Genomic DNA, 23,534 nt, shown 5'->3' with positions numbered 1-23,534 from the left:
ATCTATTCCTCACCCTTGTCGTCGGACAGCGCCTGGGCGGCGATCTGGCCAAGCAGCGGCTGGTTGTTCAGCAATTGGGCGATGCGCTTTTCGGCATCGACGCGGCCGTCCATGAAGCCGAGCAGCTCCTCGAGCTGGCGCCGCATCTTGAGGATTTCGGCCAGTTGCGGGACCTGTTCGGCGATCTTGTCGGGGGCGAAATCGCCCATCTTGGTGAAGGTCAGGTCGAGCGCCAGTTCTTCGTCGCGCTCCTGTCCCTCGGCCTGCGGCAGCGTGTTCTTCACCCGCGCCTTGACCCTGGGTCCCAGCGCTTCCATGAATTTGGGGAAGCGGTTGGCATCGGTCTCGACAAAGGAACGGTCGAGCACCGTCTTGGACGCTTCCCTGGTCTGCGATGCGCCCGACAGGTCGGCCATCACGCCCATGACGAACGGCAGTTCGATCGTCGTCGGGCTGCCGTAGGTTTCGACATCGTAGGCGATCTGCACGCGCGGGGCGCGATTTCGCTCGATGACCTTCGCTTTGCTTTCGGCTGGCATGTGTTGCTACCTTTCATCCTTCTGGGCAGTCTTCTTGGCGTCGGGAACGCCGGCGAGCAGCCGGAATTCCTTGAGCCCCGACGGGGCGAGGTCTTCCATCAGTTCAACGAAATCCATGTGCACCATCCTGCGCACCCGGCGGGCGAGATGCGGGATCGGACTCGACGGCTCAGTGCGGTCGTAGAACGCGACCACAAGGTCGAGGCACTTCACCACATCGTCGCGCGAGGAAATCCTGTCCGGGAGCCCCGCACCGGTCTCCGCGTAGCTTGCCATCGTCTCGGCTCCATGACCGTTTCTGACCGGCGCGGCCGGGCTTGCCGGGGGAGCAGCCGGGCTGGCCGCCCCCTTCGTCGCTGCCTCTTCCGTGGTCTCGACCGCCGTATTGCGTTCCAGCGTCGTCAGCACGCGCTGCAAAAACCGCTTCAGGTCCGGGACGGCAGCCCCGTTGCTGTCGAGGCGGGCATTCAGCGCCGCATCGACTGCGTCGAGCGCCTCGATCGCTGCGTGCGCCCCGGCGATGAGCGCCGTCATCTGTTCACCGGCCTGGTCCTGATAGGCGGCACAACCGCTGCCCACCCGGTTCAGGAGCTGTCCGTGCGCGCTGACCAGCGCTGCCTTCTCCGTGGCATTCAATCCCGACGCCGCTTCCTGAAGCATGACGCGATCGTCGAGCGCACCCTGTTCGAGATCGCGTCCGCTGATCGGCCCGATGGGACGCGGCGCGAAGAAGACCATCTGCCTGAGGTTCGCCAGCAGGCCTTCCTGGCCGTTCTGCAGGTCGGCCAGCGCGTTGAGGCGGCGCAGGGCGGCCTCGCGTGGTTGGGGGCTGGCCCGCAGCGCCGGGTGCATCGTCTCCCAATGCGTCTCGAAGGTCCTTGCAATCAGGGTCAGGCCCTGTGCCAGTCCGGCCAATCCCTCTTCATTGGCCAGCGCCCGGGCGACAATGACAAGCAGGCGCAGGTCGCGGCCATGCGAACGCAACTCCTCGGCCTTGCCGAGCACGGCAGGCCAGTCGACCGGAATGGTCGATTGCGCGGCTGGCTTGTTGCGCCCGTCATGGACGACCTTGACCTGCGGCTCCGTGAGCCGCTCCAGCTCATGAAAAGCCGGATCGTTGCGCAAGTCTTCGCCTGACGGATTTTCACCGTCCAGCGGAGCAAGCCAGAGTGCGAGATCGATCACAGATACCCCCGGCGACCGGCTCTAAAACCGTACGTGACCCAACGTTAGCACACGGTTGCATATTCCCACAATTCGCCATCCGCTCAAAAGTTAACGAGGCTAATGAATGTCGGTGCAACTGCGTCTCGGATGGCGCAATTCATGGCGTGCTTGGCCAACCTCGTATGTGAAGCGCATCGCATAGGATTAGAAAAAATCGTGGTTGTCTGCATTTGGCGGCGCGGGACTCTCCACAAAGGGAAAAGGCCGGCTGCATCAAGCGCTTTGTCAAGCGGCTGCTTATGTGGCAGGCTGTCGACGGGCAGATTGCAGGAGCACGTTCGATGGAACAGCGCCGGTCGTCGCAGGGGTTCAAACGCAAGGAACTGGTTGGCAAGCTCAATCCGGTCTGCCTGCGCGCCTTCAAGGCCGCCGCCGACAGCGCCAAGCTGCGCGGCAATCCTTACGTCGAACTCGTCCATTTCATAGAACAACTGGTGCTGTCCGAGCGTTCGGATGTGCAGATGATCATTGCCGATGCCGGCGTCGATGCCAGCCGGCTTACCAGCGAAATGACCCGCGCCGTCGACAAGCTGCCCTACGGCGCCACCTCGATCGAGGAATTTTCCGACCACATTTTCCACGCCATCCAGGAAGCCTGGAATCTGGCGACGCTGGAATTCGGCATGGAGGAGGTCCGCAGCGCCCATATCGTGCTCGCCTGCCTGAAGACGCCGGTGCTGGAAGGCCTGGTGGCGAAGATCAGCGGCGAATTCGACAAGATCGACGCCGACGGGGTCATCGCCCGCTTTGCCGAGGTGGTGGAGGGCTCGCTCGAAGCTGGCGCCACGGCAGCAGTGGCTCCCACCGCGGAGGCGCCGCGGCGCGCTCCGGGCGGGGATTCGGCGCTGGCCAAATACGCCACCGACCTCACCCAGCGCGCCCATGACGGCAAGATCGACCCGGTTGTCGGCCGCGACCCGGAGATCCGGCAGATCATCGATATCCTGATGCGCCGCCGGCAGAACAACCCGATCCTGACCGGCGAGGCCGGTGTCGGCAAGACCGCGGTGGTCGAGGGCTTTGCCCTGCGCATCGCCCAGGGCGACGTGCCGCCGCCGCTGCACGGTATCAGCGTGCGCATGCTCGACGTCGGCCTGATGCAGGCCGGCGCCAGCGTCAAGGGCGAGTTCGAGAAGCGCCTGAAGGCGGTGATCGACGAGGTGCAATCCTCCGAAACGCCGGTCATCCTATTCATCGACGAGGCGCACACGCTGATCGGCGCCGGCGGTGCGGCGGGAACCGGCGATGCCGCCAATCTCTTGAAGCCGGCGCTGGCGCGTGGCGAACTGCGCACCATCGCCGCAACCACCTGGGCCGAGTACAAGCAGCACATCGAAAAGGACCCGGCGCTGACCCGCCGTTTCCAGGTGGTCAAGATCGACGAGCCGTCGGAAGCGGTCGCCGTGCTCATGCTGCGCGGTGTCGCCGGCGTGCTCGAACAGCATCACGAGGTGCAGATTCTGGACGAGGCGATCGAGGCGGCGGTCGGCCTGTCGCATCGCTACATCCCGGCGCGGCAATTGCCCGACAAGGCGGTCAGCCTGCTCGACACGGCTTGCGCCAGGGTCGCGATCTCGCAGCATGCGACGCCGGCCGAGGTCGAGGACATTTTGCGGCGCCGCCAGGCGCTCGAGGTCGAAAGCGGCATCATCGGCCGCGAGGCCGCGATCGGCATCGAAGTAACCGACCGGCAGGCGCGGGTCGAGGCCGGGCTCACTGAGACCGGGGCCATGCTCGCCGCCGCCGAGGAGCGCTGGGAGCGCGAAAAGGCGCTGGTTGCCGAGATCCTCGAACTGCGCGCGCGGCTGCGCGGCGACGGCGTGCCGCTCGATGCGGTGGCGACAGCCGAGACCGATGCCGAACCGGCAGCGCCGGACGAAGAAAAGACCAAGGTGCCCAAGGCTGAACCGCCCAAGGCCGAAACGTCCGAGCCTGAAACGCCGAAGGCCAAAGCGTTCGAGACCGAAGCGCCGGCTGCCGAAGCTGCGCCGTCAGATCCTGTCGCCGATCTGGCGCGGCTGCGTGAACTCATGGCCGAGCTTGCCACCGCGCAAGGCGAGACGCCGCTGATCCTGCCGTCGGTCGACCGCAATGCGGTCGCTGCCGTGGTCCAGGACTGGACCGGCATCCCGACGGGACGGATGCTGTCCAGCCAGACCGAAAAGGCGCTCAAGCTGGCCACCACGCTGTCCGAACGTGTCGTCGGCCAGGATCACGCCATGGAGATGATTGCCAAGCGCGTGCAGACCAGCCGCGCCGGGCTCGGAGCGCCGGAAAAGCCGGTCGGCGTGTTCCTGCTCTGCGGCCCCTCGGGAGTCGGCAAGACCGAGACGGCCCTGGTGCTGGCCGAGACGCTCTATGGCGGCGAGCAGAACCTGATCTCGATCAACATGTCCGAATTCCAGGAGGCGCACACCGTCTCGACGCTCAAGGGCGCACCGCCCGGCTATGTCGGCTACGGCAAGGGTGGCATTCTCACCGAGGCCGTGCGCCGAAAACCCTATTCGGTGATCCTGCTCGACGAGGTCGAGAAGGCCCATCCCGACGTCCACGAGATCTTTTTCCAGGTCTTCGACAAGGGCATGATGGATGACAGCGAGGGTAGGCGCATCGACTTCAAGAACACGCTGATCCTGCTGACATCGAATGTCGGGTCCGAAGTCATCATGGAGCGGACGCAAAACGGCACGGTGAGGGCGGGGCTCGACGGCCTCGATGCAGCCTTGCGCGCTCCACTGCTGAAAGTCTTTCCGGCAGCGTTCCTCGGCCGCGTCGTGACCATCCCTTACTATCCGCTCTCGGATTCGATGATCGAGGCCATCACGCGCCATCAGTTCGGCAAGATCGCGCGGCGGCTGCGCGCCAGCCACGACGCCGAACTGGTGATCGGCGACGGCGTCATGGCGCTGGTCAAGGCGCGCTGCACCGAAATCGAGTCCGGTGGCCGCATGATCGACGCCATCCTCACCAACACGCTGTTGCCGGAACTCAGCCGCGGCGTGCTGAACCGGTCGCTCGACGGCGAGAAGATGACCAAGGTGACCGTCAGCGCTTCCACTGACGGGTTTGCCTATTCGTTCGAATAGTCAGGCCTGACTGCTCGGCTCCGTCTCGGCGCGGATCAGCTTGATGTCGGCGCCGGCTGCCCAGGCGCCGATATCCTCGCGCCGCAACGCCGCCGCCATCATGTCGGGAAACAGGTCCGGCGTGCAGGCGAAGACCGGTATGCCAAGTGCCGCGACCGAAGCCGACATCGCCGGATCATAGCCCGGCCGGCCCTGATCGGTCAGCGCCAGCAGCACGATGACATTGACGCCGGACCGGACCAACGCCGCAAGCCGCCGCAGCAAGTCCTGGCCGTTGCCGCCCTCATAGAGGTCGGTGATCAGCACGAAGTGGGATTTGGTCGGCCGCTCGATGCGGTCGGCGCAATAGGCGACCGCCTGGTTGATGTCGGTGCCGCCGCCGAGCTGCACGCCAAACAGCACCTCGACCGGGTCGCTGAGCTCTTCGGTCAGGTCGACGATGGCCGTGTCGAAACAGACCAGCTTGGTGCGCACGACCGGCAGCGACGCCATCACCGCGGCGAAAATCGAGGCGTAGATCACCGAGCTCGCCATCGAGCCGGACTGGTCGACGCACAGCACCACTTCGTCGAGATCGACCAGCCGGCGTTGCTTGCGCATGAAGCCGACCAGTTTTTCCGGCACGACGGTTTTGTGCTCAGGCTGGTAGTGGCGAAGATTGGCCGAGATGGTGCGCGGCCAGTCGATGTCGCGTTGGCGCGGCCGGTTGGTGCGTCGCGACTTGTCGAGCGCGCCACGGATCGCCTCGGCGGTCTTCTGCTCCAGCCGCTGCATCAGCTTGGCAACGATGTCGGCGATGATGGTGCGGGCGATGTCCTTGGTCTTGGCCGGCATCACCGAACGCAGCGAGATCAGGTCGGCGACGAGGTTGACGTCGGCCTCGATCGCCTTGAGGAATTCCGGCTCCATCAGCATCTGCTTCAGGTTCAGCCGCTCAAAGGCATCCTTCTGGACGATCTGGACCACCTGGGCGGGAAAGAAGGAGCGGATATCGCCCATCCATTGCGCCACGCGTGGCGCCGAGCGGCCGAGCCCGCCGCGCCGCTTGCGCGGGTCGGCATCGGCATTGGCGCCGTCGCCGTAAAGCGCATCGAGCGCCGAAGACAGTTTTTTGTCATCACTGGAAAGGGCGGAGGAAGCCTCGTCATCGGCGCCGATCGCCAGCCGCCAGCGGCGCTCGCGCCCGCTATCGGAGGATGCTGGGCCGGGTTCGGGCACTTCGGCTTCGTCATCCATTGTCACACTCCGCCCGCCAGCAATGGCCCAAGCCGCTCCAGGTGACGGCGCCAGCCCTCGCCGCCATCCGGCGCCGGCGTCAGGCCGGCCGGCAACCTTGCGGTGCGGCCGAGCACGGCCTCGATCAACCGCTGCCGCTCCATCGAGTCCAGATTGGAGAAGACGCGGCGCAGCAATGGCAGATGCGCGATGAAAGCGTCCTCGCCGAGCGATTTCAGCCACCCATCGACGGCGCCGCGCAGGCCCTCGTCGTAGATCAGCCGCTGGCCGGCAGTGCTGAAGAAACCTTCGAAGAACCCCGCTGCCTGGGCGACCGGCGTCCCCGGCGACAGCCTGCGTCCGAGCAGCCCGGCGGCGTCCTCTGCCGACAGTTGGCCGGCTTCATAGAGCAGATGCGCGGCGCAGCCGGCGAGCAGCGCCGTCGAGCCCGGACCTTCCAGCACGCCGGTCAGGCCGTTGCGCCATGCATCGAGCACGCCTTCGCCGGGCTCGACCAGCCGGATGGCCGTGTCGGCCTTGCGCACAGCACCGACCAGCGTGGTGGCGGCCTGCTCGTCCAGGTCGCGCACCGCATAGGGCAGCGCGATCGCGCCTTCGACGATCAACCGTTCCAACAAACCGGACAGCCGGTTGGTTTCGGTCTTGCGCGCCTCGCCGTAACGGATGATGTCGGCAAGCGGCGGCACCGAGGCCAGCATCTCCAGGCATTCGCTGCTGTGCGCTGCGCGCGCCTCCAACGCTACAAGGCCGGCGCTCGCGGCCTCCGACAGATCCGCCGTAATGGCGCTCTGGACAAGGGCGGCAAGCGTGTCGAGGCTCGCGGCCGCACCGAGCATCTGGATCAGGCGGCCATTGGCGGCCTTTTCGATAGTCGGGCCGTAGATCAGGTTCTCGACCAGGCGCACGGCATATTCCGGCTCCCAGGCCAGCGTCCATTTTTCGCGAAAGGTGCCGCGGCTGCGGCCGGCGTCGGCCAGCCTGCCCCATTGCACGCCAAGCACGTTCAGCCGGTGCAGCAATGTCGAACGAAACAGTCCGCTTTCGCTGCGCAGATCGACCGACAGCTCGCGTTCCAGCGCCTCCGGCTTCAGCCGCGCCGCCTTCTGGTTGCGCTGCAGGTCCTCGATCAGCGGCGCCAGCGGCGTGTCGGGCGGAATCTCGCCGACATCCGCGCCCAAAAGCAGCTCGGCCTCGACCAGCGCCCACAGCACCGCTTCGCCGTTGAACAGCGCCGCGATCGCGGCATCGCGCAATTCCTCGAAGCCGGGCTTCGGCCGCTCGCGAATGGCAGCCAGTGTGCGCGCAAGCCGCTCGGCCTCGATCAGCGACGCGGTCGACACCAGATGGCCCTTCGCCCGCAGCACCGCCGCGATCGTCGCCAGCCACAGCGTCGCGGCGTCGCGCCGCCCTCGTGTGCGCCACAGATGCTTGCACCAGCCGGGCGCGACGACGCCAGCGCCATAACCATAGCCCAGCGCAAGACGCGGCCCGGTCCATGGCGCCCATGTCATGATGCTTTTGCGCCGGGCAATTCCCTTGATCAGCGCCTGGTCGTTCTTCTGCGTGTGCGCGGCCTGCAGGGCCGGCACATGCCATGCGCCGCAGACGACGGCGATCGGTCCGGCGAATTCCTTGCGCGCGGCGGCGATTTCCAATCGCATATGCGCTTCACGCTTGGCCTCGAACGGCGCGATCGCACCTTCGCCGTCGCGCAGCGTCGTCATCGCATCGGTGATGGCAGCGAAGATTGGACCCGGCTGCGGATTCTGCTCGATAATGTCGGCCCACCAGCTTTCGCCATCTTCATAGCCGGCGGCCGCAGCCAGCGTGCCGATCGGGTCGCGATGCGATGCGGGCTCGCCATCCTCACCGGTTTCGTCCTTGGGTTCGGGCTTGTCGGCGTCAGCCGTTTTGTCGGGGTCGTCGGTTGCCGGTGCCGCGAACCGTGCCGATGACGGCAGGTCGATGAACCGCAATGCCGCCTTGTTCGCCACCGCCCACACCGCCGCCTGGTATTCCGGCGAGAACTCGGCGAACGGCCAGAAACTTGTCGCGGCCGGATCGTCCTCGGGGTAGCAGAGCAGCGCCACCGGCGGCTGCATCTGCGGGCGCGCCAGCAATGGCAGCAGGGCGGACGCGTCGCTCGGCCCTTCGATCAGCACCGCGACCGGCTGCAAGTCCCGCAGCGCCTGCACCAGGCTGTCGGCGGAGCCCGGCCCGTGATGGCGGATGCCGAAATAGGCGACGTCGCTCATGACCTCAGATCGCTGCGTTCAGCGCCGCGTAATAGCCGGCATAGTCCGGCCGCTTCTTGAGCACCGTTTCGAGATATTCCTCCAGCACCACCTTGTCCTGCACCGGGTCCTTGACGATGGCGCCGACAAGGCTGGCGGCGAGGCCTTCGGCGCCGAGCTTGCCGCTGTCGAACCACGCCGCCTGGCTGAGGCCGCCGACCATGGTGGCGATCGCCTCGGCGGTCGAGAGCGAACCCGAAGGCGTCTTCAGCGTCACCTTGCCGTCGGCGGTTGCGCCCGAGCGCAGCTCGCGGAAAATGGTCAACACGCGAGCGATCTCCTCGCCGACATTTTTCGGCACCGGCAGGTCGAGCCCGCCGGCCATCTCGTCGACCCGCTTGGAGACGATCGCCACCTCTTCCGCCATGTCCTCGGGCAGCGGCAGCACCACCACATTGAAGCGGCGTTTCAGCGCCGAGGACAGCTCGTTGACGCCCTTGTCGCGGTTGTTTGCGGTGGCGATGATGTTGAAGCCGCGCTGGGCATAGAGCGACGTGTTGAGTTCCGGGATCGGCATCATCTTTTCCGACAGCACGGTGATCAGCGTATCCTGTACATCGGAGCCCATGCGCGTCAACTCTTCCAGGCGGCATAGCTTGCCGCTCTCCATGGCGCGGTAGAGCGGCGTCGGCACCAGCGCCTCCTGGCTCGGCCCTTTGGCCAAAAGCTGCGCATAGTTCCAGCCGTAGCGGACCTGGTTCTCGTCGGTACCGGCCGTGCACTGCACGATCAGCGTGGAATTGCCCATGATGGCGGCGGCGAGATGTTCCGACACCCAGGACTTGGCGGTGCCGGGAACGCCGAGCAACAGCAGCGCGCGGTCGGTAGCGAGTGTCGCCACCGCGGTTTCCATCAGCCGGCGGCGGCCAACATATTTCGGCGATATCACGGTGCCGTCGCTTGCCTTGCCGCCGAGCAGATAGGTCAGCACGGCCTTCGGCGACAGGCTCCATCCGGCCGGCTTCTGGCGTTCGTCATTGCGCGCCAGCGCCTGCAGTTCAGCGGCATAGGCCTGCTCGACAGGGAGGCGGATGGCTGCGTTCATGGTGCTGTTCTCCGGATTGTCATGTGTTGGTTCCCGTCAGGGCCGCGTTGAGGCGCAGGAAAGCGAGCGAGGCTGCCGCCGGCGGCATGCCAGCCGCAACGACATGCTCGATCAATTTTTCCGCTGTCGCCGCAGTGGCCAGAAAGCCCATCGTTTCCAGCAGGTCGTCGGCGGTTCGCTTCATAGCGTCATCATCGCGGGCGACAGCCGAACGCAATGCCGCCAAGCCCTGGCCGTTCGTCAGGTCGGGCCATTCCAGCCAGTTGGCTTCGAAGCCCTCGGCAAGGGTGGGCGCGCCAATATACTGCGGCGTATCTTTCAGGATCAGTCTGACCAGGACACGCTTCCTGCGGCTATCCAGGCGCGGTGTCAGGTGCAGCACGAATAGTGCCGGCTTGCCTCCCCCGGCGACTAGTGTGTCGGCCATCTGCGTTACGGCAGCGTCGCTGCCCGACGCTGCGACCATTCGTGAGATCTGGATGTCCGCATTTTTGTCGGCACCGAATTGCCAGGCTGCAATGAAATCGGGTTCGCTGACCCCAAATCGGGAAGCGAGGTCGACCAGGTTGCAGGTCTCGAACAATTCGGCCCGGCGCTTTTCCTGCGCCGGCGATTTGAGCTTTGCCGGCGTGTAGGTGGTGCGGCGGCGGATGAAGCCGGATTTGCCTTCTGTGATGAAGGCGGCGAGTTCGGCAACGGGGTCGTCGGCTCCGTCGTTGCCCGGCCGGCCATGCTCGCCCAGCCTTGCCAGCAGCCGGCCCGCCAGCTCCCGCACCTTGCCGGAGCGGTCGGTGGCCAGGCTTTTCAGGAATGGCGCGTCCGTGGGCGTCAGGTTGAAATGCATGAGTTCGATGAGCGCCAGCCGGACTTCAGCCGGCTCGCCCGTCGCCTTGGCTTCCATCAGGCTGCGGGCCGTGGCCGGATCGCGACGGCGCATCTCGGCCAACGCGATACGGCGCGCGGCGGGGTAAAAGTCATCCCAGTTCTGCGCCGTCAGCTGCTCCTGCGGGGCAATCTTCAGCCCCTCGACGCTGGCCTGCCAGTCGATCCACGGCGCATAGATGTCAGGGCTGTTCTGGTCTGATGCCGAAGGCATCCAGTCCATCGGATGCAGCACGTAGCCGCGGCTGGCGACGAGCGTCGCGACACGCGACTTGCGCTGCGCATCGGCGGCTTTCTTCAGGGCCGCCCGCAACAGCGGCCGCAACCGCTCCTGCAGCAGCGGCAGGCCAAGCCTCGGCAGCGGCGGGCGCCGCTTCAGCGTCTTCGGCGCCGACGGCCGCAGGCCAACATCGAGCGCCTGCGCCGCGATCGCCAGCAGACGTCGCTCCCGTTCGTCTGGGCTTGCGCCACCCGCGATCTCCTTCCATGCGGTTGGCGCCAGATCGAACGCGGTTCCGCCGGTGATCCAGCAGTCGCGCATCGTCGCCAGGCCGGTTAGTTCGAGCTCGTTCATGACAGATCGAGCCTCCCGAAGCCGCTTTGCGCGGCCAGCAGATCGAGCCGCGCGCCGTTCCAAAGCGCTACCGTGGCCGCGAGGTCGAGGCCAAGCACGGTCTGATCGACGGTCCCGCTAACAGGCAGGGCGATCCCTTGCGGGTCGTGCGCCGCTTGCCACCAGGCGGTGCCGCGCTCATCGAGCAGGATCGCGCCGGCAGGCAGCATCAGCGGGCTATCGGTCGACCAGGGCGCTGCGTCCTGGTGCGCCGCATGCGCCGCGAGCGGGTCCTTGACAGCGTCGAGGCCGAAATCCGGCCAGGCGCCCGACACGACGTCGCCCTTGCGCTCCGCCACCAAGGCCCGCAGTGGCTGGCGCGACGGGTAGAATACCAGGCGGGCGTGGAACCGGTCACCGGGCGTGAACGCCGCCGAGCGGCGGCCGGCCGAAGCCGGAAAGAAATCGAGCAGCAGCCCAAACTGCGGCGTCGGGCTTTTCAGATCGAGCAGCCAGGTCGAATGGCTGACGAGACCGTCGCGGCGGGTCTCGATCTTCTCGCCGACGACCTCCCAATGGCTGTCGACCTGCTTCGCGTCGGGACTGGACAGAACCTGGTCGCGGGTTTCGGACGCCGACACCAGTCGCTTCAGCTCGGGATCGTCGGGCGCCGAGCGCCAGGCTTTGGCCAGCAGCACCAGCTTGCCGAGTTCGCGGATCGCCGCGTCCGGCCGTTCCTCGCTGCGCAGCGCCATTAGCCGGGCCGTGATTTCGTCGATGCGTCCGGCAAGCGCCGTCGCCTTCATGTCGACAAGCCGAGCCGCAATGCGGCGGCAGCGCTCGCTGCTGGCGTCGGCAAAGGCGGAAAGGCCGAGCCGCAGCTGGTCGGCAATCCACTGGTCGAGTTCGTCCAGCGCGCCTGCCACCGCGGTGCGCGTATCTTCCGCCCGCTTGCGCTGCGCCGTCTCGCGGCGCTCCGCCGCGGCGGCGTCATCGACGGTGCTTTCCTCCGCCTGCGAGGCCTCGCCAATGCTCTTGCCAGACGCGCCCCTGCCAGGCTTTGCGCCGACCGGCGGGGGCGCAGTCTTCCTGCCCCGGCCAAGCCAGTCATTGACCCATTCCGGCGTTGTTTCGGCTGATGTGAAGCTGGCCGGCGCCGTGGCGGCGATCCACATCAGCGCCAGCGTGTGCTTGCAGGGAAATTTTCGCGACGGGCAGGTGCATTTGTAGCCGTGGTCGCCGGTGTCGACGACGGTGCGATAGGGGTTGGATCCCGAGCCCTGGCATTCGCCCCAGATGAGCGCCTGCTGCTCGTTCTTCTCCAGCCGCGGCCAGTTCGAGCGCTTGGTGAGCTTCGAGGCGGCGCTTAGCGACGCCTGATCGGGGGCCAGCGCCTCGATGGTTTTCAGTTCGAATTCCAACCCGCGCCTCTCGTCACCCCAAATCAATGCCTGGCATCAATATAGGGTGCCGTTTGTGAAGGATTGTTGTGGCCCCGGCAAGACGAAGATAGCGCAGATCAGTACAACGGCGTGGCCATATGCCGGGGCGTCGGCCATTGCGCCGTGATCTCGGGCTGCACCGGGCGCTCGAGATAGGTCGACAGCACGACATAGCTTCGCGTCGAGGTGACGCCGGGCGTTTCGTAGAGACGCGCCAGCAGGCCTTCGAGCGCCCTGGTGTCCTCGGTGCGGACCTTGAGAAGCATGCAGGTGTCGCCGGCCACCGAATGGATTTCCTCGACCTCAGGATATTGGGAGACGGCCATCAGCTCCGGTGTCTTGCCCCAGCCCTTGGTATCGATATGCACGAAGGTGAGCAGCGGCTTTTTCACCGCCTTCGGGTCGATGATCACAGCCGTGCCGCGGATGGCGCCGCTGCGCCGCAGGCGCTTGACCCGCTCATGCGCCGCCGGCGGCGACAGGCAGACGCGTTCGCCAAGTTCGGCGTAGCTGATCGTCGCATCCTCGACCAGCACGCCTAATATTTTTCGGTCGATTGCGTCGAGCTCTCGGGGAGCTACCTTGTTCTGCAGAACCCCATCTGTTTCTTCGTCCATATCGAAATTCCTTGTTGTCGCGGAATTCAGTTCGGCCATTATGACCCGATGACGAACGCGCATCAAGCTGCAACGCTCCATCAGCCGATCCCGGCGCTGGCCTATCTCCTGACCGGCTGCATCGCCGTCATCGGCTCGAACTCGCTGGTCCTGGGTCCAATTGCTCCGGCAGTCGCCGCATCCTTCGGCACCAGCGTGCCGGCGGTGATGGCCGCGTCGGCCGCCTTCGGCCTCGGCACTTCGGCCAGCGCGTTGTTCCTCGCCCGCTATATCGACGGCGTCGGCGCCCGCCGCATGCTTGCAGGGCGCGCTGCTTCTTCTGGCCGTCGGGCTTCTCGCCAGCGCGCTTGGCGCCGACGGTGATCATGCTGGTCGCGGCCCAGGCCGTCGCCGGCATCGCCGCCGGCGTCGCCATGCCGGCCATCTATGCCAGTGCAGCGGCAATTGCGCCGCCCGGCCGCGAAAGCGGCACGATCGGCGTCGTGCTGACCGGCTGGACGGTCTCCATGGTGGCCGGCGTGTCGCTGTCGGCCGTGCTTGCCGATCTCGTGCACTGGCGCGCCGTCTTCGCCGCCGTCGCGGTGCTTTCCGCCATTGCGCTTGCTGCCTTGTCGATGACCTCGCTCAGCGACGTCAGGAAGAGCGGCCCGGCAAGCAGCGGCACGATCCCCGGAATGGCCAGCGCAACGAACGGCGACGGTTCATCGCCTGCACCGCCTTCATGACCGCTTTTTACGGCGTCTACGGCTATCTCGGCGATCATCTGCACCAGGATCTGGGCGAGCCCGTCAGCGCCAATGCGCTGGCCGCGCTCGCCTATGGCGCCGGCTTCGGCGCCGCGGCCTTCCTCGACGGCGTCATCGACCGCATCGGCGCGCGGCGCGTCATGCCCTTCGCCTATCTGCTGGTCGCCGTCGTCTATGTCGCCATCGCGCTCGCAAGCAGCAATTTCGTGCTGATCCTGGCTATGATCGCCATATGGGGCCTTGCCAATCATTTCGGCCTGAACGTGCTGGTGATGCGCCTTACCGCGCTCGATCCGTCGCGCCGTGGCACCATCATGGGCCTGAACAGTTCGGTCACCTACCTCGCCGTCTTCATCGGCACCACCAGCTTCGGGCCGCTTTATTCATCGTTCGGCTTTGCCATCTGCGCGATCGTCGCCGCCGTGCTGATGCTGGTTGCGGCAGCAGCGGGGTCATGGCGGTCGCCTCCGCCCATCAAGCCGTAAAGCTTGCGTCCTCATCCCGTCCTTCGCTAGAGCTTGGCTTGCCATGCGAGCCCCGGCCGGATGAAGACGACGCTTGAAACCACTGCCGACCACTCGTCAGACGACCTCGCCTTCCTGGCCGAGCGGCTGACGGCGTTCAATGACGGCGATGTCGGCCCCTCCGGCCGCAAGCCGATCGCGGTCTTCGTTCGTGACGAGCACGGCGCTGTCGTCGCCGGCATTTCGGGATACACCGCCTGGGGCTGGCTCTATGTGCAATGGCTGTGGGTCGACGAACGCCTGCGCGGCCAGCATATGGCCGGCGACATGCTGGACGCTGCCGAGCGCGAAGCAGTCGCCCGGGGCTGCCAGACCGCCTGGATCGACACGTTCAATCCGACAGCGGCCAAAGTCTATGAGCGGCAAGGCTACCGGCGTTTCGGCGAGCTGCCTGACTTTCCCATCGGCCGCAGCCGCATCTTCCTGCAGAAGAAGCTCTAACCTGCCAGCCGCCCGCCTTGCATCGGCCGCGGCACGCCGGTGGTGCTGGGAAAGCTGATCGGCAGGCCGCGCAGCACGCGCACGGCAAGGAAGGCAAAGCATTCGGCCTCCACCGCATCGCCTTTCCAGCCCAGTGTCTCGGCCTGCACCACCTCGACGTTGGCGCGCCTCGCCAGCATCGCCATCATCGTCGGGTTGCGGCGGCCGCCGCCACTGACCGCTAGGCGCTTCGGCCGGCGCGGCAACAAATCGAGCGCCTTGCCGACGGCCGAGACGGTGAAGGCCGTCAGCGTCGCCGCCCCATCCTCTGCGCTGAGGCCGTCGGCCATGGCGGCGCCGAAGTCGAAACGGTCGAGCGATTTCGGATAGGGCTTGGTCAGATACGGATGCTGGAGCAATTTGGCCAGCCGCACTTCATCGACGGTGCCGGCCGCGCCTAGTGCGCCGTCGCGGTCCATCTCGCCGAGGCCGTTTGCCTTGATGAAATCGTTGAGCGGCGCGTTGGCCGGGCCAGTGTCGAAGGCGACGATGTTGTCCTTGCCGTCCCACCAAGTGACGTTGCCGACACCGCCGAGATTGAGCACAGCGGTGTCCCCGCTGGCGTCGGCTTCCCTCAAAAGCGCCGCGTGGTAGGCAGCCGCCAGTGGTGCGCCCTGGCCGCCGGCGCGCACATCGTCCGAGCGGAAATCATAGGCGACCTTGGCGCCCAGGATCGAATGCATCAGCGCGCCGTCGCCCAACTGGCGCGTATCGCCGCGCCGCCCGGGTTGCGGGGCACGATGCAGCACGGTTTGGCCGTGAAAGCCGACCACGCCGATATCGCCCATGGTCAGGCCGTTGCTTTCGACAAGGTCCTTCACCGCCGCCGACTGCGCCCGCGTCAGCGCCTCCTCGGCTTCGGCAAAGATCGCCGGCTCCGGCCCGTCGAAATTCCACACCCGGGCCTGACNCCCGCGTCAGCGCCTCCTCGGCTTCGGCAAAGATCGCCGGCTCCGGCCCGTCGAAATTCCACACCCGGGCCTGACGCAGCGTCTCCTCCAGCAAGGCACGGATCGCTGCGGGGTAGGGGGCCAGCGTATAGGTGCCGAAATCGGCGATCCGCTCGCCATCGGTCTTGATCAGCGCCACGTCGATATTGCCGTCAAGCACGGTGCCGGTCATCAGGCCGACGGCCCAGATTGGTTCCACGGTCGACTCCCTTGCGACACCGTTTGCGATTCCAACGCAATCACCTGTCGGACGGATTGTCTCGCCAGGCAAGACCCTGGCCGCGGTCGATTGCTCCGAACCTGCCGGCAGAGTTTTTCACCGAACAGCGAAAATCGAGCAACGCCGTTCTTGCCTCTTGCCGTTCAAGACGCCAGCTATGGAACAAGCACATCAATCGCCAGGGAGAAACGGCATGGCATCCGAAGTCGCAGTGATCGCGGGCGCGGGCGCGGGCCTGAGCGGCTCGCTGGCCCGTCTTCTCACCAAGGAAGGATTCCGCGTGGTGCTGGCCGCCCGCAACACGGCCAAGCTCGCGGCGCTGGTCGGGGAAACCGGCGCACTGGCCGTCGAAACCGACGTCGCCGACCCGGCCTCCGTCGCCGGCCTGTTCGACACCGCCGACAAGCAAGGTCCGCTGGCGCTTGCGGTCTTCAACGCCAGCGGCCGCACGCGCGGCCCGATCGCCGAGGTCGATCCCGATGCGGTCAAACAGGCGCTGCTGGTTGGCGCCTATGGCGGCTTCCTGGTCGGCCAGCAGGCGGCGCGGCGGCTGCTTTCGCGCGGCTCCGGCTCGATCCTGTTCACCGGCGCTTCGGCCAGCACCAAGGGCTTTCCCAACTCCGCCGGCTTTGCCATGCCGAAATTCGGCCTGCGCGGTCTGGCTCAGTCGATGGCGCGCGAACTCTTCCCGAAGAACATCCATGTCGCCCATTTCATTATCGACGGCCAGATCGAGCCGGTCGGGACGAAGCCCGAGCGACCGGACAGCCAGCTGTCGCCCGATGCGATCGCGCAGACCTATCTCGCGACCCATCGCCAGCATCGCAGCGCCTGGAGCTTCGAGGTCGAGCTGCGGCCCTTTGTCGAGACATTCTGACCGGTCCGGCGTGAGCGTTCTCGCAATCGCGAAATCTTTGAGAGAATATTCCCGGCTTCGTGTTTGAGAAGAAATGCGGTTCTTTGATCCGGCAAGCAGCATTGCCGATGATGTCGTCAAGGCTTGGTATTCCACCTCGCCGCAATGACTTCAGGATTACGAGGGATCGACAATGTCCGAACGCGGAAACGCTTCCAGCTCTCTTCTTTTTTCAGCCATCAGCCGGCGAGCTGCCCTTGCGGCACTTTTTGCCTCGGCCATCACGCTTGTTGGTCTGGCTCAGCCGACGCCGTCCTTCGCCGAGGACAAGAAGTCTATCAAGGTCGGCATCATCAGCGGCGAGGATGAGGATGTCTGGCGCGTCGTCGTCGCCCAGGCCGCCGAAAAAGGCCTGACCGTCGAGACCGTGGTGTTCAACGACTACACCCAGCCCAACGAGGCGCTCGAGCGCGGCGAGATCGACGCCAACGCCTTCCAGCACCAGCCCTATCTCGACAACCAGATCAAGACCCAAGGGTACCACATCGTGCGCGTCGGCTACACCGGCGTCTGGCCGATCGGCCTCTACTCCAAGAAATACACCAAGGTTGCCGACCTGCCCGAAGGCGCCGTCATCGGCCTGCCCAACGACCCCTCCAATGAGGGCCGCGCGCTGCGCGTTCTGCAGAACGAAGGCGTGATCAAGCTGAAGGACGGCACCGGCATCCTGGCGACTACCGCCGACATTGCCGAGAACCCGAAGAAGGTCGTCATCAAGGAACTCGATGCCGGCATTGTCGGGCGCTCGGTCGAGGATCTCGATGCGGCCGTCGTCAACACCGACTGGGCGCTGAAGAGCGGTCTCGGCCCGGATAACCGCATCGCCCAGGAGCCGGTGGCTGACAACCCCTACCGCAACTTCATCGCCGTCAAATCCGGCAACGAGAACGAGGGCTGGGTAAAGACGCTGGTCGCGTCCTACCAGAACGAGAAGGTCAAGGCCGAGTTCGACAAGGTCTACAAGGGCACCGGGATCAGCGCCTATTGATCGGCGCCTGGTTGTCAGGAGCAGGCGGCCCGCTGTTGAGCGGGCCGCCGTCGCATTTGTCGAGCGTCGAAACGGACAGTAAGATGAACCAGCACGTCACGGCCGAAGCATCCGGTCCGGTCAATATATTGGCCGGGCAGGAAGATGTCGTACGCCTCGTCGACCTCAAGCGCCGCTTCGGCGCGACGCCTGCGCTCGACGGCGTCTCGCTGACGGTGAAGAAGGGCGAGATCCTCGGCATCATCGGCCGCAGCGGCGCCGGCAAGTCGACGCTGATCCGCTGCCTCAACGGGCTGGAGCGGCCGGACTCCGGCGACGTCTTCATCGAGGGCCGCGAGATCGGCCGGCTCGGCGAGCGTGAATTGCAGCCGCTGCGGCGCCGCATCGGCATGATCTTCCAGCACTTCAATCTGCTGTCGGCCAAGACCGTGGAGGACAATGTCGCGCTGCCGCTGAAGATCGAGGGCCGCCCAAAGGCCGAACGGCTGGCGCGCGCCGCCGAATTGCTCGACCTCGTCGGCCTGTCGGAGAAGGCGAAGGCCTATCCGTCCTCGCTGTCGGGCGGCCAGAAGCAGCGCGTCGGCATCGCCAGGGCGCTGGCCGCGCGGCCGGCGCTGCTGCTGTCCGACGAGGCGACCTCAGCGCTCGATCCGGAGACGACGCGCTCCATCCTGGCCTTGCTGAAAGACATCAACCGGCAGCTCGGCCTCACCATCCTGCTCATCACCCACGAGATGGAGGTGATCCGCTCGATCGCCGACCGCGTCGCGGTGATCGATGCCGGGCGCATCGTCGAACAAGGCCCGGTGTGGTCGGTCTTTGCCGAGCCGCGTTCCGAAATCACCAGGAGCCTGCTCGGCGGCATCCGCCCGCAACTGCCGGCCGAGATTGCCGGCCGGCTTGCTCCCGGAGGCGGCGCCGAGCTCATCCTCAGGGTCGACGTCGCAGGTGAGGCCGCGTGCGGTCCGCTGCTGTCCGATCTTGCGATGGCGGTGCCGGGGCCGTTCCGCCTCGTCCATGGTGGCATCGACCATGTCCAGCAGCAGCCGGTCGGCACGCTGTTCCTTGCGGTCGCGGGCAACGATCCGAAACATCTGTCGAAAGTAATCGCATTCCTGAAGGCCCGCGACGCACGGGTGGAGGTGCTTGGGCATGTCGCCGGTTCTGTTTGAACTTCTGCTGCGCTCGATCTGGGAGACGGTCCTGATGACGGCGGCATCGGGCCTCATCTCGCTCGTCTTCGGGCTGCCGCTCGGCCTGGCATTGATTGCCACCGAGCGCGGCGGCATTGCCGAAAGCCTGTGGGTGAACCGCGCGCTCGGCGCCGTCATCAACGGCTTCCGCTCGGTGCCTTTCATCATCCTTCTGGTGGCGCTGATCCCGGTGACGCGGCTGATCGTCGGCACCTCGATCGGCACCTGGGCGGCGATCGTGCCGTTGTCGATTGCGGCGACGCCCTACTATGCCCGCATCGCCGAAGTGTCGCTGCGCGAGGTCGATCGCGGCCTGATCGAGGCGGCGCGCGCCATGGGTGGCAACCGCTGGACAATCATCCGCGAGGTGCTGGTGCCGGAAGCATTGCCCGGCATCGTCGCCGGTTTCACGGTGACGCTGGTAACGCTGATCGGCGCCTCGGCCATGGCCGGCGCCATCGGTGCCGGCGGGCTTGGCGACCTCGCCATCCGCTACGGCTACCAGCGTTTTGAGACCAGCGTCATGGTCGCCGTGGTCATTGTGCTGATCATCCTCGTTTGCGGCATCCAGTGGGTCGGCGACCGGCTGGTCGCCAGGCTGGACCGGCGCGGATGAGCGGCCACGAACGTTATTTGCCGGCAGGCTGCCAAACGCAGCGCCGGCTTTCTCTATCGGCGCCGAGATTGCATTGCGCGTTGCTTTGATCGGACCGGCCTGCGTGCCACCGTGACAGCGAAACAAGGAGCTTGACCATGCCCAGGATCGTACCCGTGCTTGATCTCGGCCGCCTCGAACAGGGCGCTTCCGAGCGGCGAACGTTTCTCTTCGACCTGCGCACGGCCGCGCGCGATGTCGGCTTCTTCTATTTGACCGGCCACGGCATATCGGCTGCGGATACCGCAGAAGTGCTCGACGCCTCGCGCCGGTTCTTTGCCTTGCCGGAAGCCGACAAACTGGCGATCGAAATGGTGAAGTCCTCGCAGTTCCGCGGCTATACGCGCGCCGGCGGCGAGCTGACCAAAGGCAAGGCCGACTGGCGCGAACAGCTCGACATCGGCGTCGAACGCCCGGCCATCGAACAAGGCCCCGGCGTGCCCGCCTGGACGCGGCTGCAAGGGCCCAACCAGTGGCCGGCCACGCTGCCCGAGCTGAAGCCGGCGCTACTCGCATGGCAGGCCAAGGCGACGGCGGTGGCGATCCGGCTGCTCCGGGCCTTCGCTTTGTCGCTCGATCAGGCCGAGGACGCCTTCGATCCCGTCTACCGGGCCGAGCCCAACCATCGCATGAAGATCGTGCGCTACCCCGGCCGCGACGCCACCGGCGACAACCAGGGCGTCGGCGCGCACAAGGATGGCGGTTTCCTGACGCTTCTGTTGCAGGACGAGAGCAAGGGGCTGCAGGTCGAATATGACGGTGCCTGGGTCGACGTCGATCCGCTGCCCGACACGCTGGTGGTCAACATCGGCGAACTGCTCGAGCTGGCCTCCAACGGGTATCTGAGAGCAACGGTCCACCGCGTGGTAACGCCACCGGCCGGTGTCGAGCGGATTTCGGTGCCCTTCTTCTTCAGCGCCCGGCTCGACGCCACGATCCCGCTGCTCAACCTGCCCGAGGAACTGGCGGCCGAGGCGCGGGGTCCGGCCAGCGATCCCGACAATCCGCTGTTTCGCAATGTCGGCACCAATGTGCTGAAGAGCCGCCTGCGCTCGCATCCCGACGTGGCGCGCCGGCACTATGCCGATCTTCTGGAAACCGACGCCTCACCGGCTGAAATCTTTCAAAACGAGAACGAAATTTCCGAATCTCACGTTGTTTTAGAAAGCCGTTCGTCGCCATCTGCCGCGAATACGCGCATATAGGAATTATCGTTCGGCGGTTTCCTCCCATTCCACCGAGCGGTGTTCCCCTCTGAAGGTTCTTGACCTTCTTTTGGCCGGGCCGATTTCGCGCCCGGCCTTTTTTATGTCAAGAGCTCTTCTTTCTTCCCCACAAGGGGAGAAGGAAGAGGCGCCAGGTACTTCACCCAAACTTCGGATCAAGGCTGCCCGACTTGTACCGCTTGGCCATCTCAGCTACCGGCAGCGGCTTGATCTTCTGGGCATTGCCGGCGGTGCCGAACTGCTCGAAGCGCTCCTTGCACAGTTTGCGCATCGCGGCCATGGCCGGCGTCAGGTATTTGCGCGGATCGAACTCGCTCGGGTTTTCGGTCAGCACCTTGCGGATGGCGCCGGTCAGCGCCATGCGGTTGTCGGTGTCGATGTTGATCTTGCGCACGCCGTGCTTGATGCCGCGCTGGATCTCTTCCACCGGCACGCCCCAGGTCGGCTTCATCTGGCCGCCATATCTATTGATGATCTCCTGCAGGTCCTCGGGCACCGAGGACGAGCCGTGCATGACGAGATGCATGTTGGGCAGGCGGCGGTGGATTTCCTCGATGACATTCATCGCCAGCACCGCGCCGTCCGGCTTGCGCGAGAATTTGTAGGCGCCGTGGCTGGTGCCCATGGCGACAGCCAGCGCATCGACATGGGTGTCCTTGACGAATTCGACCGCCTGCACTGGGTCGGTCAAGAGCTGGTCGTGGCTGATGGCGCCTTCGATGCCGTGGCCGTCTTCCTGCTCGCCGCCGCCGCTCTCAAGCGAACCGAGCACACCGATCTCGCCTTCCACCGACACGCCGCCCCAATGCGCCATGTCGACGACGCGCCGGGTGATTCCGGAATTGTAGGCATAGTCGGCCGGCGTCTTGCCGTCCTCTTTCAGCGAGCCGTCCATCATCACCGAGGTGAAGCCGTACTGGATGGCGGTGACGCAGGTGGCTTCGTTGTTGCCATGGTCGAGATGCATGCAGACCGGGATGTCGGGGTGGATTTCGACCAGCGCGTCGATCAGCTTGGCCAGCACCACATCATTGGCGTAGGCGCGGGCGCCGCGGCTTGCCTGCAGGATGACCGGCGACTTGGTCTCCTCGGCAGCCTCCATGATGGCGAGGCCCTGTTCCATATTGTTCATGTTGAAAGCGGGTACGCCGTAGCCGTACTCGGCGGCGTGATCGAGCAATTGTCTCAGTGTTATGCGAGCCACCCAATAGTCTCCCGTATCTGGTTTCAAGCGCAACGTCGCGGGCCGGCCGGTTGCCGGCCAGATGCTTCTGGCCGGATTTCGCCAGAACCGCAACCGTCAGCGGCCATCGAGGCCGCAATTCTTGTTGCAGGGCTGAAATCCGGTAGCCAGCCGGTGAGGCGCTAATCTCCCCCATTGAGGGGGAGATGGCCGGCAGGCCAGAGGGGGTCGGTTCGACTGGAGCGCTAGCATCATCTGTCGGTGCTGGGAGGTCGCGTCAGAACGCGCCGACCCCCTCTGTCGCCTTTGGCGACATCTCCCCCTCAAGGGACCCTCAAGGGCATAGGCGCTAAGATAGCTTTGGCATGGACTGAAACTTGCGCTTTCGTGGTGGTTCGCGCCAGCGATATCGCAAGGCATGGAGTTTTTGGCGCAGGGCCGCCAAGGAAGGTTGAGGNGGGGGAGAGACACCCAACTCCTGCGAGAGGGGTTCGGTCACAAGCGCGATGAGGAAGTGTGCAAGGATCCAAGGCTTTGCGATCCTTGGGTCTTTGGCGGGAGGAGAGCGCAGCCCGATCAGGCTCTTCAGGCGCTTGAAGGCGAGTTCGATGCGCCAGCGCATGCGGTAGAGCTTGAGGACCGTATCGGCGGGAAACTCCTCCCGGTCAAGCGAGGTCACAAGCAGGACGAAGCCGGCCGCAATCAGCGTCTGCGGTTGAACCTTGTTGCCCTTGGCCCTGGCTTCCTTGTTGATTTTGCGCCGCGCTTCTTGTGCCGCGGCCTCGGATTTGCGCAAGGCGATCAGGCGCATCTTCACAGGCTCGCCCTTCTTGAGTGCCAGCCGGGCAGGCGTTTCGCAGACTTCCTCCCGGCAGTTCTCCAGGTAGCCGATGAGATCGAACGCCCTGCCGTTGGCGTCGAGCCATCGCGCGTTTTTCCACGACGCGCGCACNTAGCCGATGAGATCGAACGCCCTGCCGTTGGCGTCGAGCCATCGCGCGTTTTTCCACGACGCGCGCACAACAACATCGCCGCCTTGCGCCATCACCTTGGCGATCCGCTCGGCCTGCAGATAGGCGCGGTCACCGATGCGGATCTCGCCCGGCACCACCGGCACGCGGTCGATCAACTCGGCCTCGCTCTGATCGGTGATCTCGATGAAGTCGAACTGCTCGCGCTCAAGCTCGAAGGCGCAGTGCATGCGCCAAAGACCATTGTTCTTCTTCTCATACGCACCGGCCTTGGCAACCGCTGTCGCATCGAGGATGCGNATCCCGCTCGCCGCCGCCCAGGCCACGACGCCCCGCATGCCAACCTTGCCAAGGCAGTAAGCCAGTGTCAGGCGCAACAGGTCGCTCGCCGACCTGACGCCGCGCGGGCGCAGGAACGCCTTCGTCTCGCGGGCACTTGCTGCGATCAACTCTTCGCCGCCCAGAAGCTCAATCGTCTCGGCCCAGCCGTCATCAACAAGCGATTCGTGTGTCATCGCAGTGTAGAATCACACCCGATTCCGCAGGGCAACACCTATCTTA

Annotated in this window: 17 protein-coding genes and 2 pseudogenes; 8 read left to right on the top strand and 11 right to left on the bottom strand. The window is 65.6% G+C overall.

Annotated features, from left to right (window positions below):
* Positions 1-2: 2 nt before the first annotated feature.
* Both tssB and tssA read right to left on the bottom strand, forming a co-directional pair.
* Positions 3-539, bottom strand: a complete 537-nt coding sequence (tssB, locus tag X733_RS153640; RefSeq protein WP_023673718.1) for a type VI secretion system contractile sheath small subunit — start codon at positions 537-539, stop codon at positions 3-5.
* 6 nt (positions 540-545) lie between these two features.
* On the bottom strand, positions 546-1,724 hold the full coding sequence (gene tssA, locus X733_RS153645; protein WP_023818527.1) for a type VI secretion system protein TssA: 1,179 nt from the start codon (positions 1,722-1,724) through the stop codon (positions 546-548).
* Between the two features lie 323 nt (positions 1,725-2,047).
* Between tssA and tssH the strand changes: the two genes are divergently transcribed.
* Positions 2,048-4,852 carry a type VI secretion system ATPase TssH gene (gene tssH / locus X733_RS153650; RefSeq protein WP_023818526.1) on the top strand — a complete coding sequence of 935 codons (2,805 nt, stop codon included), beginning with the start codon at positions 2,048-2,050 and terminating at the stop codon, positions 4,850-4,852.
* Here tssH and X733_RS153655 read toward each other — a convergent pair whose 3' ends face one another.
* From X733_RS153655 to X733_RS153675, 6 genes are all read right to left on the bottom strand, one after another.
* On the bottom strand, positions 4,853-6,088 hold the full coding sequence (locus tag X733_RS153655; RefSeq protein WP_023687036.1) for a VWA domain-containing protein: 1,236 nt from the start codon (positions 6,086-6,088) through the stop codon (positions 4,853-4,855).
* Between the two features lie 2 nt (positions 6,089-6,090).
* Positions 6,091-8,343 carry a DUF5682 family protein gene (locus tag X733_RS153660; protein ID WP_023682608.1) on the bottom strand — a complete coding sequence of 751 codons (2,253 nt, stop codon included), beginning with the start codon at positions 8,341-8,343 and terminating at the stop codon, positions 6,091-6,093.
* A 4-nt stretch (positions 8,344-8,347) separates the two neighbouring features.
* On the bottom strand, positions 8,348-9,427 hold the full coding sequence (locus X733_RS153665) for an AAA family ATPase (protein WP_023687038.1): 1,080 nt from the start codon (positions 9,425-9,427) through the stop codon (positions 8,348-8,350).
* Positions 9,428-9,446: 19 nt separating this feature from the next.
* Positions 9,447-10,883 (bottom strand): DUF5691 domain-containing protein, encoded by a 1,437-nt coding sequence (locus X733_RS1000000167110; RefSeq protein WP_023818525.1) that lies wholly within the window; start codon positions 10,881-10,883, stop codon positions 9,447-9,449.
* The gene (locus tag X733_RS153670) at positions 10,880-12,283 is read right to left on the bottom strand and encodes an SWIM zinc finger family protein (RefSeq protein ID WP_023818524.1); all 1,404 of its coding nucleotides are present in this window, start codon (positions 12,281-12,283) and stop codon (positions 10,880-10,882) included. The genes X733_RS1000000167110 and X733_RS153670 overlap by 4 nt, the downstream gene beginning before the upstream one ends.
* A gap of 98 nt (positions 12,284-12,381) precedes the next feature.
* Positions 12,382-12,921, bottom strand: coding sequence for an Lrp/AsnC family transcriptional regulator (locus X733_RS153675; RefSeq protein ID WP_023687041.1), 540 nt, complete (start codon positions 12,919-12,921; stop codon positions 12,382-12,384).
* Positions 12,922-12,969: 48 nt separating this feature from the next.
* On the opposite strand from X733_RS153675, the pseudogene X733_RS01000000166135 reads away from it, so the two are divergent.
* Positions 12,970-14,152, top strand: a pseudogene (locus X733_RS01000000166135) (MFS transporter).
* 60 nt (positions 14,153-14,212) lie between these two features.
* Entirely contained in the window at positions 14,213-14,632 is a 420-nt protein-coding gene (locus X733_RS153680; RefSeq protein ID WP_023818523.1) for a GNAT family N-acetyltransferase, read from the top strand.
* Here X733_RS153680 and X733_RS01000000166130 read toward each other — a convergent pair.
* Positions 14,629-15,820 (bottom strand): annotated as a pseudogene (locus X733_RS01000000166130) (anhydro-N-acetylmuramic acid kinase). The gene X733_RS153680 and the pseudogene X733_RS01000000166130 sit on opposite strands and share 4 nt — an antisense overlap.
* A gap of 214 nt (positions 15,821-16,034) precedes the next feature.
* On the opposite strand from X733_RS01000000166130, the gene X733_RS153685 reads away from it, so the two are divergent.
* The 5 genes from X733_RS153685 to X733_RS153705 all read left to right on the top strand — a co-directional run bounded on the left by X733_RS153685 (position 16,035) and on the right by X733_RS153705 (position 20,798).
* Positions 16,035-16,718, top strand: a complete 684-nt coding sequence (locus tag X733_RS153685) for an SDR family NAD(P)-dependent oxidoreductase (protein ID WP_023745559.1) — start codon at positions 16,035-16,037, stop codon at positions 16,716-16,718.
* Positions 16,719-16,890: 172 nt separating this feature from the next.
* Positions 16,891-17,745, top strand: coding sequence for a MetQ/NlpA family lipoprotein (locus X733_RS153690; RefSeq protein ID WP_023818522.1), 855 nt, complete (start codon positions 16,891-16,893; stop codon positions 17,743-17,745).
* An 83-nt stretch (positions 17,746-17,828) separates the two neighbouring features.
* Positions 17,829-18,917 carry a methionine ABC transporter ATP-binding protein gene (locus tag X733_RS153695; RefSeq protein ID WP_023818521.1) on the top strand — a complete coding sequence of 363 codons (1,089 nt, stop codon included), beginning with the start codon at positions 17,829-17,831 and terminating at the stop codon, positions 18,915-18,917.
* The gene (locus X733_RS153700) at positions 18,898-19,554 is read left to right on the top strand and encodes a methionine ABC transporter permease (protein ID WP_023668578.1); all 657 of its coding nucleotides are present in this window, start codon (positions 18,898-18,900) and stop codon (positions 19,552-19,554) included. The genes X733_RS153695 and X733_RS153700 overlap by 20 nt, the downstream gene beginning before the upstream one ends.
* 137 nt (positions 19,555-19,691) lie before the next feature.
* Positions 19,692-20,798: an isopenicillin N synthase family oxygenase gene (locus tag X733_RS153705; RefSeq protein ID WP_023818520.1), complete on the top strand. Its 1,107-nt coding sequence runs from the start codon at positions 19,692-19,694 to the stop codon at positions 20,796-20,798.
* Between the two features lie 160 nt (positions 20,799-20,958).
* Here X733_RS153705 and fba read toward each other — a convergent pair whose 3' ends face one another.
* Together fba and X733_RS153715 are read right to left on the bottom strand one after the other, a co-directional pair.
* A complete protein-coding gene (fba, locus tag X733_RS153710) occupies positions 20,959-22,023 on the bottom strand; it encodes a class II fructose-bisphosphate aldolase (RefSeq protein WP_023818519.1) in 1,065 nt (354 codons plus the stop codon).
* A gap of 328 nt (positions 22,024-22,351) precedes the next feature.
* Complete coding sequence (locus X733_RS153715) at positions 22,352-23,203, bottom strand: transposase (RefSeq protein WP_348625862.1); 852 nt, start codon at positions 23,201-23,203, stop codon at positions 22,352-22,354.
* Positions 23,204-23,534: the final 331 nt, after the last annotated feature.

The sequence above is a fragment of the Mesorhizobium sp. L2C066B000 genome (assembly GCF_000502335.1).
Taxonomy (GTDB): domain Bacteria; phylum Pseudomonadota; class Alphaproteobacteria; order Rhizobiales; family Rhizobiaceae; genus Mesorhizobium.
Note: the sequence above shows the minus strand (reverse complement) of the source record. Positions and strands in the feature narration are given on the sequence as shown.

Excerpts from the sequence above, each read along its gene's own strand:
- tssB (WP_023673718.1), bottom strand. The coding sequence starts at position 539 with ATGCCAGCCGAAAGCAAAGCGAAGGTCATCGAGCGAAATCGCGCCCCG.
- tssH (WP_023818526.1), top strand. The coding sequence starts at position 2,048 with ATGGAACAGCGCCGGTCGTCGCAGGGGTTCAAACGCAAGGAACTGGTT.
- X733_RS153655 (WP_023687036.1), bottom strand. The coding sequence starts at position 6,088 with ATGGATGACGAAGCCGAAGTGCCCGAACCCGGCCCAGCATCCTCCGAT.
- X733_RS153660 (WP_023682608.1), bottom strand. The coding sequence starts at position 8,343 with ATGAGCGACGTCGCCTATTTCGGCATCCGCCATCACGGGCCGGGCTCC.
- X733_RS153665 (WP_023687038.1), bottom strand. The coding sequence starts at position 9,427 with ATGAACGCAGCCATCCGCCTCCCTGTCGAGCAGGCCTATGCCGCTGAA.
- X733_RS1000000167110 (WP_023818525.1), bottom strand. The coding sequence starts at position 10,883 with ATGAACGAGCTCGAACTAACCGGCCTGGCGACGATGCGCGACTGCTGG.
- X733_RS153675 (WP_023687041.1), bottom strand. The coding sequence starts at position 12,921 with ATGGACGAAGAAACAGATGGGGTTCTGCAGAACAAGGTAGCTCCCCGA.
- X733_RS153680 (WP_023818523.1), top strand. The coding sequence starts at position 14,213 with ATGAAGACGACGCTTGAAACCACTGCCGACCACTCGTCAGACGACCTC.
- X733_RS153685 (WP_023745559.1), top strand. The coding sequence starts at position 16,035 with ATGGCATCCGAAGTCGCAGTGATCGCGGGCGCGGGCGCGGGCCTGAGC.
- X733_RS153690 (WP_023818522.1), top strand. The coding sequence starts at position 16,891 with ATGTCCGAACGCGGAAACGCTTCCAGCTCTCTTCTTTTTTCAGCCATC.
- X733_RS153695 (WP_023818521.1), top strand. The coding sequence starts at position 17,829 with ATGAACCAGCACGTCACGGCCGAAGCATCCGGTCCGGTCAATATATTG.
- X733_RS153700 (WP_023668578.1), top strand. The coding sequence starts at position 18,898 with ATGTCGCCGGTTCTGTTTGAACTTCTGCTGCGCTCGATCTGGGAGACG.
- X733_RS153705 (WP_023818520.1), top strand. The coding sequence starts at position 19,692 with ATGCCCAGGATCGTACCCGTGCTTGATCTCGGCCGCCTCGAACAGGGC.